The sequence below is a fragment of the Neorhizobium galegae genome (genome assembly GCF_017877055.1).
Taxonomy (GTDB): domain Bacteria; phylum Pseudomonadota; class Alphaproteobacteria; order Rhizobiales; family Rhizobiaceae; genus Neorhizobium; species Neorhizobium galegae_D.
The window spans coordinates 232,380-246,873 of record NZ_JAGIPG010000003.1 but is presented as its reverse complement, the minus strand read 5'-3'; the positions used below and the strand labels follow the sequence as shown (position 1 = coordinate 246,873).

General features: G+C 58.5%; 12 protein-coding genes. 6 read left to right on the top strand and 6 right to left on the bottom strand.

Translation table 11 applies throughout. The features are described from left to right. The first annotated feature begins 3 nt into the window (after nt 1–3). Nucleotides 4–1,269, top strand: a complete 1,266-nt coding sequence (locus J2857_RS20390) for an ABC transporter substrate-binding protein (protein WP_210011932.1) — start codon at nt 4–6, stop codon at nt 1,267–1,269. 76 nt (nt 1,270–1,345) lie between these two features. Here the strand turns inward: J2857_RS20390 and J2857_RS20385 are convergent, their stop codons facing one another. Further along, the gene (locus J2857_RS20385) at nt 1,346–2,329 is read right to left on the bottom strand and encodes a substrate-binding domain-containing protein (protein WP_210011931.1); all 984 of its coding nucleotides are present in this window, start codon (nt 2,327–2,329) and stop codon (nt 1,346–1,348) included. A gap of 639 nt (nt 2,330–2,968) precedes the next feature. Between J2857_RS20385 and J2857_RS20380 the strand changes: the two genes are divergently transcribed. Both J2857_RS20380 and J2857_RS20375 read left to right on the top strand, forming a co-directional pair. Next, nucleotides 2,969–3,886, top strand: coding sequence for a sterol desaturase family protein (locus J2857_RS20380; protein WP_210011930.1), 918 nt, complete (start codon nt 2,969–2,971; stop codon nt 3,884–3,886). A 28-nt stretch (nt 3,887–3,914) separates the two neighbouring features. Next, nucleotides 3,915–5,351: a hypothetical protein gene (locus J2857_RS20375; RefSeq protein ID WP_210011929.1), complete on the top strand. Its 1,437-nt coding sequence runs from the start codon at nt 3,915–3,917 to the stop codon at nt 5,349–5,351. On the opposite strand, the gene J2857_RS20370 is transcribed toward J2857_RS20375, so the two are convergent. Both J2857_RS20370 and J2857_RS20365 read right to left on the bottom strand, forming a co-directional pair. Next, nucleotides 5,342–6,271: a glycoside hydrolase family 16 protein gene (locus tag J2857_RS20370; protein WP_210011928.1), complete on the bottom strand. Its 930-nt coding sequence runs from the start codon at nt 6,269–6,271 to the stop codon at nt 5,342–5,344. The two genes, J2857_RS20375 and J2857_RS20370, sit on opposite strands and share 10 nt — an antisense overlap. Before the next feature lie 40 nt (nt 6,272–6,311). Continuing rightward, on the bottom strand, nt 6,312–7,454 hold the full coding sequence (locus J2857_RS20365) for a glycosyltransferase (RefSeq protein WP_210011927.1): 1,143 nt from the start codon (nt 7,452–7,454) through the stop codon (nt 6,312–6,314). 186 nt (nt 7,455–7,640) lie between these two features. On the opposite strand from J2857_RS20365, the gene J2857_RS20360 reads away from it, so the two are divergent. Both J2857_RS20360 and J2857_RS20355 read left to right on the top strand, forming a co-directional pair. Further along, a complete protein-coding gene (locus J2857_RS20360) occupies nt 7,641–9,287 on the top strand; it encodes an FAD-dependent oxidoreductase (protein ID WP_210011926.1) in 1,647 nt (548 codons plus the stop codon). Beyond that, entirely contained in the window at nt 9,271–10,287 is a 1,017-nt protein-coding gene (locus J2857_RS20355; RefSeq protein ID WP_245363623.1) for an NAD-dependent epimerase/dehydratase family protein, read from the top strand. The genes J2857_RS20360 and J2857_RS20355 overlap by 17 nt, the downstream gene beginning before the upstream one ends. On the opposite strand, the gene J2857_RS20350 is transcribed toward J2857_RS20355, so the two are convergent. From J2857_RS20350 to J2857_RS20340, 3 genes are all read right to left on the bottom strand, one after another. Next, a complete protein-coding gene (locus J2857_RS20350) occupies nt 10,268–10,621 on the bottom strand; it encodes a hypothetical protein (RefSeq protein ID WP_210011925.1) in 354 nt (117 codons plus the stop codon). The genes J2857_RS20355 and J2857_RS20350 overlap by 20 nt on opposite strands. Nucleotides 10,622–10,760: 139 nt before the next feature. Next, nucleotides 10,761–11,993, bottom strand: a complete 1,233-nt coding sequence (locus tag J2857_RS20345; protein ID WP_245363621.1) for a polysaccharide biosynthesis/export family protein — start codon at nt 11,991–11,993, stop codon at nt 10,761–10,763. 127 nt (nt 11,994–12,120) lie between these two features. Continuing rightward, nucleotides 12,121–13,239: a glycosyltransferase gene (locus J2857_RS20340; protein WP_245363619.1), complete on the bottom strand. Its 1,119-nt coding sequence runs from the start codon at nt 13,237–13,239 to the stop codon at nt 12,121–12,123. Between the two features lie 286 nt (nt 13,240–13,525). On the opposite strand from J2857_RS20340, the gene J2857_RS20335 reads away from it, so the two are divergent. Then, nucleotides 13,526–14,245 (top strand): sugar transferase, encoded by a 720-nt coding sequence (locus tag J2857_RS20335; protein ID WP_210011924.1) that lies wholly within the window; start codon nt 13,526–13,528, stop codon nt 14,243–14,245. Nucleotides 14,246–14,494: the final 249 nt, after the last annotated feature.

Sequence of the window (14,494 nt, the reverse complement as noted above, 5' to 3'; positions counted from 1 at the left end):
GCGATGAAGCATCTCACCAACATCCTCGCTGCCGCGGCGATTGCCATGACGGTGTCGCTTCCGGCCCATGCCGAAACGACATTGACCGTGCATTATCCCATGCCCGGTTTTTTCAAGGACGTGATGGACACGATCTCGAAGAAGTTCATGGAAGAAAATCCGGACATCAAGATCCAGTTCGCCAACCCGTCCGCGACCTATGAAGAGGGCATCCAGCTCATCATGCGCCAGGCCGGCACGGCGGAAATGCCGGACCTGACCTTCATCGGCCTCAACCGCCTGCGCATGGTTCAGGAGCGCGACCTGCCCGTCGACCTCGCTCCCTTCATCGCCAAGGAAGGCGATATGGGCAAGCTCGGCTTCTCCGACAACATCCTGAAGCTCGCCCAGGTCAAGGGCAAGCAGGTCGGCCTCGCTTTCGCGACGTCGAACCCGATCATGTACTACAATGCCGACCTGGTGAAGGCGGCTGGCGGCAACCCGGACGTTCCCCCGAAGACCTGGGACGAAGTCATCGCGCTCGGTGCCAAGATCAAGGCGCTCGGCAATGGTGTCGAAGGCATCGACTTCCGCTGGCAGGGTGACGACTGGATGTTCTCGGCACTCCTGTTCGGCGCCGGCGGCCAGATGCTGAGTGCCGACGAAAAGTCCGTCGCTTTCGCGGGTCCGGAAGGCGAAAAGGCCGTCAACGTTCTCGACCAGATGGTCAAGAAGGGTGGCCTGCCGGTCTTCACGGCCCAGGCCGGTGAACAGGCCTTCTTCGCCGGCAAGGTCGGCATCGAGTTCAAGACGACCGGCGCGCTGCGCAACACGATCAAGAGCGTCGGCGACAAGTTCGACCTGCGCACCGCGCAGATCCCGCTGATCGACCCGGTCAAGGGCAAGCTGCCGACCGGCGGCAACGCCGTCGTCATCCTCGCCCGCAATGCCGAGAAGCAGCAGGCCGCCTGGAGGTTCGCCAAGTTCGCCGCCGGTCCCTATGGCGCCTCGGTCGTCGTCCCGGGCACCGGCTACGTTCCGAACAACGAGCTTGCCGCCAAGTCGCCAGACTATCTCGGCAATTTCTACAAGGAAAACCCGCTCTTCGTCGCCGGCCTCAACCAGATGGATCGAATGGTTCCCTGGTACGCCTTCCCGGGCACCAACGGCGTCAAGGTCACCCAGGCGATCGTCGAGAACCTGTCGCGCATCGTCGAACAGCAGGCCACCCCGAAGGAAGCGCTGGAAGATGCTGCTTCCGAAGTGAAGGGCCTGCTGCCGCGCAGCTAAACTCCAATCCGGCCTAACCGCACCACGAGCCGTCGCTTCCGATCGGAAGCGGCGGTTTTCCTTTTTTGACGAAGCGTTACCGGATTGCCCGCACCGTGCCGCCCCGTCGCAGCATATAAGCGACGTCGAGATGCCGGGCAGGCGCCGCATTCTCGGCCATGTCCAGCAGCAGCGAGGCCGCCGCCGCCCCCATGCTCGCATCCGGCATCTCCACCGTTGTCAGCGGTGGGTCCATCAGCCGTCCGATGGCGATCCCGTCGAAACCGGCGACAGAAATATCACGCGGTACAGAAAGTCCTTCGCGCCGCAGCGCACTGATGACACCCAGCGCAAGAAGATCGTTGGAGGCGATGATCGCGGTTGGCGACGCGGTCGCGAGCGCCGCGCTGAGATCAAGCTGGTCGTAACCGTCGAGGAAGGAAATCTCGACCGCTTCCAACGGTGCAATGCCGTTCTTGATCATCGCATCGCGATAACCCTCATGCCGGCGACGCGCGCGGTCGGAGGCCGCGAAATTTCCGGAGAGGAACAGGATGCGTCGATGGCCGAGACCGATCAGCATCTGCGTCAGTTCACGACTGGCACCGCGATTGTCAACCGTGACGGCAGCAGGAAACAGCGGGGTCGGCAGGTTGTTGAGAAGCACGGTTGGCGGCAGCGAGGACGTGAGGGCAACACTCGTATCGGGATCGCAGACGGTCAGGATCAGGCCGGTCGGCCGGTCGTTGAGAAGCGAAGCGACTGCGTCCGCCTCGCGTGCAGGGTCGTAGTTCGACTGGGCAATCAGCACGCCATGGCCAGCGACCAGCATGCGGTTCTGGATACTGGAAAGCGACGAGGCGAAGACGGGATTGGTAATGCTGGGGATCAACACGCCGATCACTGGCCGTTGCCCCAGTCTGCCCGCCGCGGAAGTTAGGGGCCGATAGCCGAGTTCCGCCGCCGCACGGCGAACCCTGCGGGCCATACGGTCGCTGACATTGCCATTGCGATTGAGCGCCCGGCTCGCGGTCGCCAGAGAGCATCCGGCTCTTATCGCCACCTGCTGCAATGTCGTCATCAGAAATGCCCTCTTCTGTTTTCCAGACCTCGGGGCCTGCCGGCAGCAGATTTCCTCCCGACATGTAAGAGTTTTATGTCAGCAATGAAGAATTCCGTGCCTCTGGGGCGTGGGACAGGTCGTTCAGCGGGACTGTTTCGGAAATCAGATCTGCGGCGCATCTCTGGGACAGGTCGTTTCCCGACGAAACGCCATTGGGAGGTCGCAGGGCTTAAACCTTTTGATCCGGTTGCCAGCGTGTTTCAAAACCGTAAAATCTGGTTGCGATACTTTGATTACGTAGAACTCGGTCCAACAAGACGTCCGCGCCTTACGTTTTGCCCTAACGATAGTTTGCGACGAGCACATCCGTCACTGCATTCCATGCGTTGTCATACATATCGACCATAGACAGTCCCCCCATGCGTGCAGACGTGAAGCAAGTTCGGCTCCACGGAGCGAGTGAAAGGGAACGAGATGGAAAATCTGCAGTCATATTTTCTCAATTTTCCGCAGTTCGCCATTACATGGGGAATCTTCTTTGGAGCGGGCTTGGTGACCTTCTTCTTCTCGCTATGGCGTAACAGTTCGGACTTTTCATTCAAGGAGATGTTCGAGCACTGCGTTCCCTTCAATGTACTCACATCGAAGAGTTTCCACATGGATGTCATCATCTATGTCTGGAGAAAGTTGACAGACTTCCTCTTCGTCGCTCCAGGCCTCGCGGCCACGGCGTTGATTTCCAGCGCGATCGACTTTGGCCTGCGATCAGTCTTTTCCGATTTTTCGCCGCTCGGCATAAATTACCTGGTCACGGTCTCATGCACGATCCTGATGCTGATCGCCGCCGAGTTCGCCGATTATCTGGTGCACTACCTCGAACACAAGGTGCCCGCCTTATGGGAACTGCACAAGGTTCACCATTCCGCCGATTTCCTCAATCCGCTGACATCCAGGCGCGGCCACTCGCTCCCGCTGGTATATGGCGGCATGGTAGCGGGCGTGATCACCGGCATGGTTGCCGGGATATTCATGTTCCTGTTCGGCATCAGCCTGATAGAGGCCGTTGCGCTACGGGCCGTTGCCAGCAAGATATTCACCCTCTGGACGCTCGACCCCCTCAAGCATTCGCATCTTCCAATCAGTCTCGGATGGTTCGATCACTTCCTGATCAGCCCCCACATGCACCAGATTCACCACAGCAAGGTCGAGCGTCATTGGGACAAGAATTTCGGAACCAATCTTTCGATCTTCGACTGGATGTTTGGAACCGGCTACAGGCCCGAAAAAGGAGAGAAGGCGATATTCGGTATCTCCGGCTACAGCGATGCTTCGTTACAGAAATTCAATACGATCAAGGGCGCCTATCTGGACCCGATGCTGAGGAGCTGGAAGGCGATCGTCACGCTGCTGCGCCCTGGTGTCGGTGCCAAGCCAGGCGCCGAGCGAGATCCGCCGACTTTCGTCGTCGAAAAGCAGAGGAGGATCGAGCAAGGCGCCCAGGCGGGAAACTCGGCTGCGACTTCCCTCGGCACGGCATCTCCTTCGGCGGCATCAAATACCGGGCCGATTGGCTGATGCGCGCCGGCAGCAACGGGTATCGCGGATGAGTTTGGAACCGATCGGGATATTTACGTTCGTTCTGGGTATCTACTGTCTGTTTGCGGGCTACCACGCCAGCATCGTCGTTTTCATCGGCCTATCCGTTTTCGGGGCGGCTGCCGCGATCCTGATGGGATCTGCAAACATCCAGCCAGCGCACCTCTTCCTCGCATTCCTTGCCCTTAGCGTCCTGACCTACCGAAACAAGTTCAGCATCGCGGTCAAGGCGCTGTCCTTTCCCAGGCCGGGGTTCTGGTTGGCCTGCATGCTGATCTACGGAACGGTGCTGGGTTTTTTTGCGCCGCGCTTGCTCGCCCGCATGACAGACATCATTCCACTCGGCGTCACCGAATATCCATCCACCGGAAGCACCGTCCCTTTGGGGCCGGTCTCCAGCAATTTTACCCAGGCGGTCTATGTTTCCGCGGATCTTCTTGCCTATGTACTGATCCTGGCAATCGGATCCACTCTTGCCGGCTTCCGGGCGATCACCGTCGGCGTTCTGGTATTCGCCGGGGCGAATGCCTTCTTCGCTCTCCTCGACCTCGTGACCTATGGCACGGGAGCGCAGGATCTCTTTCTTTATATCCGCAACGCCCAATACACATTTCACGACGATGACGTCGTAGCCGGTGTCAAGCGTATCGTCGGCTCATGGCCGGAGGCGTCGGCATTCGCCGGCATCAGTCTCGCCTCCATCGGGTTTACGGGCACGCTGTGGCTCTGCGGACGCGACCTGAGGTGGAGCGGGGCACTTTTTCTCGTCACGACGCTGCTGGTAATACGCTCCACGTCTTCGGCGGGACTGTTGGCTTTGCCGCTGTGCTTCCTGATCTTGTACATCACAGCCTTCTTCCGCTGCGGCGGACGGTCTGGAACCCGGAACAGCTCGGCGATCGTTCTGTTCGCGCCGCCTCTGATTTGCCTCGTCGCGTTGGCGATAGCCCTCAACGACGAGCTTTTCCGACAGCTCTACAACTATTTTGACCTGCTTATCTTCAGCAAATCCACCTCGCATTCCGCGGTCGAACGCGGCTCCTGGAACACGTACGGGTACCAGAATTTTCTCGATTCCTATGGTCTCGGCGTTGGCCTCGGCACCTCTCGCACGTCAAGCTTTCTGTTCGCCTTGCTCTCGAACGTCGGGATACCCGGAACGATCATGTTTATGCTCTTTGCGATTTCGGCATTTTCGAAACGGCGCGGGACGCCCCGTACCGTCACCTCGGATGTCCGGCTTGCCGCGCGCAACGGCTGCGCCTGCCTGATGATCGGCGCCATGGTTGCGGGACCGACAGTCGATCTCGGCCCTGTGTTCTTCATCCTGGCTGGTCTTTCGAGCGCTGAACCGGAGCACGAAGCCATGGCGGTTCCCTCGCCGCCGTTGCATTCCGGTGAAGGTGAATTCACGACGCGCCCAAAGCCTTTCCGTCAGGCGTAGACCCGGAAATAGTCGACCCGCATATGGGTGATCGTGTCGGCGGGTAAGAGCGGTTGCGGATAGGGGACATCCGAACGCAGGGCAAGCGTGAGGACTGGCCAGAACACGTCCTGATTGGTGTCGAGTTCGGCGGAGCGGGTGATCGTCCAGATCGCCGGCATTCCAGTCTTGGTATCAATGATAGGCTGTCGTTCGAAGTAGATCGTGCATTCCGTATCGGTGACGAGCACCCCGTATCGGCAGTAACCGGCTGTCATATCGATCGGGGTCGGCACACCGGTTCCTTCGTGATGTTCACCGGGTTGCCCCCACTCGTGCAGATAGGCCCCGTAGAGCGTGGGTTCCCAGCCCTTATGCTCGACGACGTCGATTTCGATGCTCGTCTGAGGATGCAAGACGCTGCGGCCGTTCATCATCCAGAAAGCCGGCCAGCTCAGCGGGTGTCTCGGAAACAGCATCCGCGCCTCGAAATAACCGCGCCGCCAACCTTTCAAGATCGTGCCGTCGCGACGAGCCGTCTGAATGTTGCCCGATATCCACTGAAACTCGGCAAATCCATTACCGTAATAATGCGGGACCTCCATCGGCCGGCCGATGTACTTTGCGGTCACCTCCAATGCCCTTCCATCGCTTGCGTTCGGGTCATCAACAATCGCATAGGGATTGAAACCCTCTTCACCGCTGTCTCTGGCGAAGGCCGAACGGCCGTAAAAACCCGGGTCGGAAGTGGTCGGCTTCGGCCCGGCGTTCCATGTCGACCAATCGAGTGCGGTGAATTTGTCCTCGAATATCACAGTTCGTCCGCTTGTTGGATCCTCCAGTGGGGCGGCGGCCTTCGATCGCCAGGCGAGACCGCCGACGAGACCGGCCGAGGCCAGCGAGCCTATGGCGAATGAGCGGCGGGACAGCAACCTCGTCATGATACACCTCACGTCACTTTCGTCGGGCTCGTATAAGCACCTAGGCCGCTGCCGCGCTCCGCAACGCGTTGGCATGCACCTCGACCACCCGCTCCGGGCTGTAACAGTCAATAAACTCCTGCCGGAAGCCGGCATGGGCCTGCTCGGCGCGCAGATTGTCGCAATAATAAACCATCGCGTTCACGAGCTCCTCGCGACGATCCACCGGCACAAGCAGGCCCAGCCTGCTATCAACGAGAATGTCGCTCGGGCCGAATTCACAATCGGTCGCGATGACGGGCAAACCGAACCGCAACGCCTCGCATATGGCGAGCGACCAGCCCTCCCAGCGCGATGTGGAGACATAGACGTCGCTTGCCGCCAGCGCGGGCTGAGGATTGTCGGGATGATGCTCCAGGCTGACCGCATTCCCGAGGTCGCGGCGGTCGATCTCGGCGCGCAGGGCCGCCTCCCCGTCGCCAAAACCGACGATTTTCAGCAGGACGTTGCTGCGTTTCTTCCGCAGTTCGGAAAACGCGGCAAGCAGAATGTCCTGGCCTTTCTGGAACGAGAAGCGGCCGACATTGACAAAAGTCACGGTGTCGTCCGTGCGGGCGTGGTCGACATGGGAGAGGTCGAATTTTCGCACCGGGTTGGGCACCCAGTAATGCGGACGCTTGCTCTTGAACATCGCATTAAATGACTTGAGCTGCCGCGGCGAGGTTCCGAAAACCGACGCTATCTTCGGCAGGAAAAGCGTCTTCATCAACAGGAAAAGTAGCTTGGCCTTGATGTGACTGCACTCCAGTTTGGGATTGCCGTGGAGATGGACCGCAAACCGCCGCCGGATACCGATGCAGGAGGCCATACAGATCACCGTCGGCTCGATCTGGGGCACGACGATCAGGTCATAATCCTTGGCTCCGATGACGTTGCGGAAGTTGCGCATCAGCTCGATCCGGCTCGAAGCCACCCGGTCGATAATGGTATATTTCCTGTCTTCCGTGGGGCGGTTCTTGTGAACCGCGGTGTAGAGCACGTCCACTTCGAAGTCGTTTCCATACTGATCGATCAGGCCGGAACAGATCGTATCCACGACCCTCTCGATACCGGCGAAAGCCCCCGTACCCGGTTGGACGTAGAGAATCTTCAAAGGTGTATGGCCACTAAGTCTTTCGGAGTAGGGCACGGTTGCTGTTTGCATACAACTACCTCTTTGAATTTGTCAGCAGACATTGTACAGTAAAGAGCAACCTCCCATAAAAAACGTCGGAAACATCCCTGCTGGAGCGACAAGTCAAAACGCGGCGACAAGCAAGAAAACCTCTCGCCGCAAGTTCAATAAGATTGAGCTATTGTCGAACAAATTGCAACAGTAAAGGTTTCCTGGATGTCAATCATTGAATTAAATTCAATACCGGGAGAAACTGTACTTCCCCTGTCGCGCTGTGACATCTGCATTGTGGGCTCAGGACCGGCCGGCACGACAATTGCCCAGGAATTGTCGAACACAAACCTGCGCGTCACACTTCTGGAAAGCGGCGGCATGGCCCGTGATCCGCGGGCGGATGCGCTTGACGAGATCGACAATGTCGGGCGTGCGCGCGCGAGCGATCAATGGTCCGTTCGCAATCGAGTCGTTGGCGGAAGCTCCCATACCTGGGGTGGACGTTGCGGCCCCTTCGACCCGATCGACTACGAGGAGCGGCCTTGGGTTCCCCATTCCGGCTGGCCGATCGACGGCGCAGACCTCGAACCCTATCTGGCGCGCACCACCACCCATCTCGGCTTGGCTCTTGGCAACGGCTATAACGATGAGCGATTCTGGTCTATTGCCGGTCGCGAGCGGCCAACGCCGGATCTCGATCCGGATGTTCTGATACCTTTCTTCTGGCAATTCAGTCGGGACGCTGAAGAGGCTTATCCGTACGAATATATGCGCTTCGGTCGCCACCTGGCCAAGCGGATCGGCCCCAACGTGACGCTCGTCACCGGGGCGACGGTGCAGAGCGTCCAGGTATCGGATTCGGGAGGCGCCGTTCGCAGCGTACGATTTGCGACAGCCGACGGCAGCCAGGCTGTCCTGACCGCTCCCGTCGTGGTCCTGTGCTGCGGAGGCATCGAAAACGCACGCACGCTTTTGAACTCCAACGAGACAAAACCTCATGGCGTGGGAAACGACCATGACCAGGTGGGACGTTACCTCATGGATCATTTGCGGGGTTCAGTGGCGACATTTTCCCTCGCAGGCTCCGATGCGCTTCAAAAACGCTTTGGCCGATACAATGTCAGCCGCCATTTCTTTCGCGCCGGATTTCGGCTGAGCCCGGATATTCAACGACGCGAAGAGCTGCTCAACTGCGCCGGCTGGCTCGGCGAGGTGCTGGCGGCGGATGACCCTTGGGATGCCTTGCGGCGTATAGCGGGACGCGTTCCGAAGCTGCCGCAGGACATATTCAGTATCATTGCGAACAGCAATTTGCTCGTCAGGGGATTGAAGGACTTTTTAGGCGCGAAGAACGGCGTGCCGCGCAAGCTGACCGAACTCAACCTGCAATGCATGTGCGAACAGGTGCCTAATCCCGATAGCCGCGTGACCCTTTCGGAACGACGTGATCGCCTGGGCATACGGTTGCCACGCGTGGATTGGCGCAGCCATAGCGACGAGTCCCGCACCATGCGCAGAATGGCGGAATTGGCTGTCGAGGAACTGCCGAAAGCCGGCCTGCCTGCACCGAAGCTTGAGGAATGGGTCAAGGATGGCGCCGAAATTCCCTCGACATTTGTAGACGTCGCCCATCCGACCGGAACGACGCGCATGTCCGAGGAGCCCGGCCGCGGCGTCGTCGATGTCAATTGCGAAGTGCATGGCGTCAGCGGTCTCTTCGTGCTGGGCAGCTCGATCTTCCCGACGGCGGGGCATTGCAATCCGACGCAAATGATCGTCGCACTGGCCGTCCGCCTCGCCGATCACATCAAGATCGAACACCAATATCGAGAACCAGTCCCGGCGGCGGCCCATGCCAGATTTGCCTGAGGCCAAGCCCGTTCTGGTGACTGGTGCGACCGGCAGGATCGGCAAGGTCGTCGTCGCGGATCTGATTGAACGGGGTTATGCCGTACGAGCCACGACGTCGAAGCCACTGGCAGCGGATGGAGGCGAGGTTGACAGTCTCCTTGAGTGGCGGCGGTTCGACTTCATGGTGGATGATGACTGGGACGGCCTCGTCAACGGCTGCTGCGCGGTCCTGCACCTTGCCGCCGAACTCGGCAAGATGGAGCGCATGCAGCGGGTCAACGTGGAAGCGACGCGACAACTTGCCAAGGCCGCCGAGCGTCAAGGCATCGCCGCTTTCTGTTATGCCAGCACCGTTTCGGTTTATGGGAGCGGGCGACAGCGTCTGATCGACGAGACTTCGCCGGTGTTGACTGTCGATCGGGATATCGCCTCGCAATATTGGGCTCTCGACTATGTTCGGATGTACGGGCGGACCAAACTTGCGGGCGAACTTGCGCTGCGCGCGGTGGCAAAACGGACCCGCTTTACGATCCTGCGTCCCGCCGTGGTCGTCGATATCAACCAGTTGATCGGAATCCGTGACTGGAGCCCAATCAAACGGCTGCTTGCCGCGCATCGTCATGCGCATCACATCTATGTTGGCGATGTTTCCGATGCGATGATCTGGTTTATCGTGCGTGGCCTGGCAGGCCGCGGCCTCCCGGGCGAGGTTGAAGTCTATAACCTCGCGGAAGATGATTGCCCCGATCCCCGGCACATCGATTTCATGCGAAAGGCGTTTTCCGTCAGCCACGACCGACGCTACAAAAGCGTGCCGATACCGGCAATTGCCGACTGGCTCCACGACTTCCTGAGATTTAGAACCCTGCCCTTGAGAAACCCTTTATGGCGAATGCGCTTTTCCAACCAGCGCCTCAAGGAGGCCGGCTATCGCTTTCGCTACGGTATGGCAGATGCTCAACGGCTTGCGCTTTCCACCCTCGAAAAGAGTGCCGGAATTAGAGAAGCCGAGCGATGAGGCGCCGCATGAATGCACTCGGGCGCGAAGCCGTGAGCTCTCTCGTACCAGAAAATTTCGAATTCACTTCCAACGGGGATTGCTTCCGCTCGTTTACGTGCCTTCGGACATAAAGCAGATAGAATATCCCGTTCATGGCTACGCATCCCGCCTCAAGCGCCGCCGCAACGAGGAACGCCCAGGTCAGCGCCTCGAAGAGCGAATTACCAAGAACAATTGCCGTTACCGTCAAAACGACGATGACCACCAGAACGACAAGCGTAAAGATCAAAATTGGCAATCGGACCGCGCAAAGCAGACCGATGATGAATGCAATGACCAAATCCCAAGTCATCAGCGTCCTTTACCAGCTTCATCTCCGGTATTTTAGAATTTTATCCTACCATGTGCGGAATGTTCCAAGCAAGGAGGAATTGGCTAGCTTCCGGCACCGAGCTGGTTGACGGTTTTGTGCTGTCGGTCCTGGCCGAATTTCAGAAATTCTTCGGGCGAATGTCTTTCACACGTCTCTCCACCCGCACGACGTCGCCTGGGGCCACTTCATCATTGTCGCTCACGACCAAGGTCTGCATCGCACCGTTGATCGTCCGGTTCACCATTGTCATAAAGGCGGGTTTGCCGTCGGATTCCAGCGCGGCGAGGACTGCGGGAGCGCGCAGTTCGATATTTGCCAGAAGGGCCCGTGCCGTTTTCGCCTTTTCAGAATTGGCCGCCAACCGGTCGCGCAGGTCAACAGCCTCGGCAAGCGCGTCACCTCGGTATTTCTGGCGGAAATCACCCATTTCCTGATCGAGCTTGGCGAGATCCTGCTGCGTCTTGAGAATTGCGAGCGAGACATCCAGGCTGCGGCTTTCGAGATCCGCAAGCCCCTGGTTTGCACCCAGCTGACGAGACGATACAGTCAGCCCCTGGGACACCATCTTGTTGATCGAAGTGAGGTCCTTGGTCGCCATCTCGGTCTGCCTGGCGAGCGAGACTTCCTTGAGCCGCAGTGTTTCGAGCTGGTTCGTTGCCAGAATTTTCGCCTGGCCAAGCCTGTCGAGTTCCGTGTTCATCAGATGCAGCCGGGTTTCGAACAAAGCCTGTTCGTCCTGCATCATGCGCGCCAGGGCCGGCCGCGTGGCTTGCGATGTCAGTTCCTGTGAGAACGAGACCGTGGCTGCTCCGCCGAGAAGCGCCTCGACACGAGCCTGGCGTGCCAGAAGGCCATAATGCTCTATTTCCAACTGGCCGAGGTCTCCCTGAGTAACGAGCGCGTCGCGCTGGAGACCGATCATCTCGGGATCGGCCCCTCCCAGCCCGCCCGCCATGCTGATTGCCTGGATCACGGTCAAGCCGGGAACGTAGCCGTATTTCCCTGGCTTGGACACCAAGCCCGTCACAAAGAATGGTCGATAGACCGAGACCTCCACGGAAGCATTGGGGCGCTTCTGCAAGCCGACCTGTCTCTGGAGCTGCTCTCCGATCAAGCTTGATACGTCATCCAACGTCTTGCCGGCGACCGAAACCGTGCCGATGATAGGGAGCGATAATGTGCCTGCTGCGGAGACGGCGAATTCACCCGTCAATGGCACCCACTCGAATGCCACCCCGGCATTCGGCCGCCATTCGAAAACGCGAATTTTGAGAACGTCCTGCGGGCCGAGCGTATAGTCGGCCGCCCTTGCCGGCATGCCCGGAAAAAATGCCGCAAACCAAATCGCCAAAAGCAGGAGGAGCCTGGCCAAGCAATACGGCCGAAACGCTGATGCGGCCGACGACCTGACACGCATGGTAAACGGGCGTTGTAAAAAGCTCAGTTGCTGCATCCGGTCACTCCTTTGCCCAGGCTGGCTAGGCTATCCGTACGTCATCCCAGATCGGCGCCTGACCGGTGAGGTGATTGGCGTAGGACCTGAACTTGTCGATGAACACCGCCGTCCTGAAATCCTGCGCTCGCGCAACGGCATCGGCGGGATTGAGATCCATTCTGTCGAGGCGTTCCACGGCATCGATGACTGCCTCAACCGATTGGGTGAAGAAAAACACGCCGGTCTTGCCGGCAATGACGGTTTCCGTCGCCCCGCCCCGCCCATAGGCGATCACGGGCCGGCCACTCGCCATCGCTTCAACCGGCACGATGCCGAAATCTTCCTCCCCCGGGAAAACGAGCGCCCTGCAGCGCGCATAATGGTGTTGAAGAACCTCGAAAGACTGAGCCCCCATGACCGTCACGGTGGGCCCGGCGATCTTGCGCAGGCGATCCAACATCTCGCCGCCGCCGATCACCACCAGCTTCGCCTTCATCCGGTTGAACGCTTCCACGGCGAGATCCGGGCGTTTGTAACTCACCAGTTCCCCAGCCATGAGATAATAATCCTCGAGGTCACGGGCGGCGACCGGTCTAAACGCCTGGGTATCGACCGGCGGATGGATGATCTGAGCATCCCTGCGGTAATAGCTCTTCACCCGCTGCGCCACCGTCGTGGAGTTGGCGATGAACTCATCGACGCGGCTGGCCGTCGCGACGTCCCAGGTCCGCAAATAATGCGCCAGCGGTGGCATCATGATCCGCGTCAGCCTGCCGGAGGTTTCATAGTACTTGTTGTACATGTTCCAAATGTATCGCATCGGCGAGTGACAGTAACAAATATGGATGGCCGGGGAGGTAGGTATTACTCCTTTTGAAGGTCCTGACTCGCTACTAATGACTAGGTCGTACGCGCTGAGGTCCAGTTGCTCCAAGGCCATGGGCATCAGCGGCAGGTATTTTTTGTACAGCCGCTTCGCGTAGGGCAGGGAATCGATGAAGGTCGTATGGATGCGATGCTTCCGAATTTCCGGGGAAATCGCAGTAGGATCATAAACATGCGTGTAGATGTCGGCGCCCGGATAGATCCGGCAGAGGGCCTCCAGGACCTTTTCTCCACCCCGCATTCCGACCAACCAGTAATGGACAATTGCCACCCGCATGGAAGTCTCCCCTATGATCAAGTACAGTGCCGAATTGCGCAGCCACTGTAGCAATTTAGGTCGCCTTATAGATCGAAAGAAGTAAACACAATTATCTACCCCCTTTCATTCAGTTTAACCATTCTATATATCGGTAAATATAGGCATATGTACCCTAATTGTTCTAAATAGTGCGCCGCAATAAAAGTATTGTCAAATGAAATACCACGAGCTAACCTGAGTCTGGATGCCGCTCTAAATTATCTGCCCACATCCTTTCGTCTTTTCTGGAGCACGGAGCACGCAGATGAATGACATGAATGTCAGTGGTAATTTGAATGCGGTAAACAGCGCGCATCTCCACGCACCTGAACAATTCGCTTTCTCGAAGATCGGAAATGAAGCGTCGCATCGCCTCTCGATCCCTCTCAAACGCGCTCTCGACACGGCAATGTCCCTTGTGGGACTTATCGTCCTCATGCCGATGATCGTGATGCTGATCGCCCTGCTTTATGCCGTCCAGGGTCGCCCAATTTTCGTTAGGCACCGCCGGGTTGGCAAGAACGGGGTTATGTTCCCTTGCCTCAAGTTCAGGACCATGGTCCCAAATGCCGAGGAGGCCCTGCTTCGGCATCTTGCCGCCAATCCGTCGGAGCGGGCCGAATGGGCAGCCACGCACAAACTGAAGAACGACCCCAGGATTACGCCGCTTGGCGCCCTGTTGCGCAAAAGCAGTGTCGACGAAATCCCGCAGCTCTTCAACGTCGTGCTAGGGCATATGAGCATCGTCGGCCCGCGCCCGATCGTATCGAGTGAGGCGGAATTCTATGGTCGCTACTTCGTGGACTACATCCGGGTTCGGCCAGGTCTGACCGGGCTCTGGCAAATTAGTGGCCGCAATGACATCAGCTACAATGCACGCGTCGAACTCGACATGCGCTATGTCCGCGAACAAAGCATCTGGGGCGATATCGTCATAATGGCCAAAACCGTTCCTGCGGTCCTAAGGGCGCAGGGAAGCTATTGAATATCTCGGGGATAGGCGCCGGTGGCAGCCAGGCCTGCCGAACGGCGAACATCTTCTCACGCTTCCCAGCGAGATAGATTCGGCTGCAGGCTCCTCCTGATCCAGCGCGGCAGTTCGGCTCGTGGCGGCCGGTGGAAGGGATCTAGGGCATACGGCAAACACAATGCAGCAGCATCAAGGGATCAGCACATCTTGCAAGCCAGTTCTGGAATCTTCAGCAGAAACTCTCACCAAAAAGAGACCGCAGTC

Coding starts and splice junctions, on each gene's coding strand:
- J2857_RS20390 (WP_210011932.1), top strand. CDS start 4: ATGAAGCATCTCACCAACATCCTCGCTGCCGCGGCGATTGCCATGACG.
- J2857_RS20355 (WP_245363623.1), top strand. CDS start 9,271: ATGCCAGATTTGCCTGAGGCCAAGCCCGTTCTGGTGACTGGTGCGACC.
- J2857_RS20365 (WP_210011927.1), bottom strand. CDS start 7,454: ATGCAAACAGCAACCGTGCCCTACTCCGAAAGACTTAGTGGCCATACA.
- J2857_RS20375 (WP_210011929.1), top strand. CDS start 3,915: ATGAGTTTGGAACCGATCGGGATATTTACGTTCGTTCTGGGTATCTAC.
- J2857_RS20335 (WP_210011924.1), top strand. CDS start 13,526: ATGAATGACATGAATGTCAGTGGTAATTTGAATGCGGTAAACAGCGCG.
- J2857_RS20360 (WP_210011926.1), top strand. CDS start 7,641: ATGTCAATCATTGAATTAAATTCAATACCGGGAGAAACTGTACTTCCC.
- J2857_RS20385 (WP_210011931.1), bottom strand. CDS start 2,329: ATGACGACATTGCAGCAGGTGGCGATAAGAGCCGGATGCTCTCTGGCG.
- J2857_RS20380 (WP_210011930.1), top strand. CDS start 2,969: ATGGATGTCATCATCTATGTCTGGAGAAAGTTGACAGACTTCCTCTTC.
- J2857_RS20370 (WP_210011928.1), bottom strand. CDS start 6,271: ATGACGAGGTTGCTGTCCCGCCGCTCATTCGCCATAGGCTCGCTGGCC.
- J2857_RS20350 (WP_210011925.1), bottom strand. CDS start 10,621: ATGACTTGGGATTTGGTCATTGCATTCATCATCGGTCTGCTTTGCGCG.
- J2857_RS20340 (WP_245363619.1), bottom strand. CDS start 13,239: ATGCGGGTGGCAATTGTCCATTACTGGTTGGTCGGAATGCGGGGTGGA.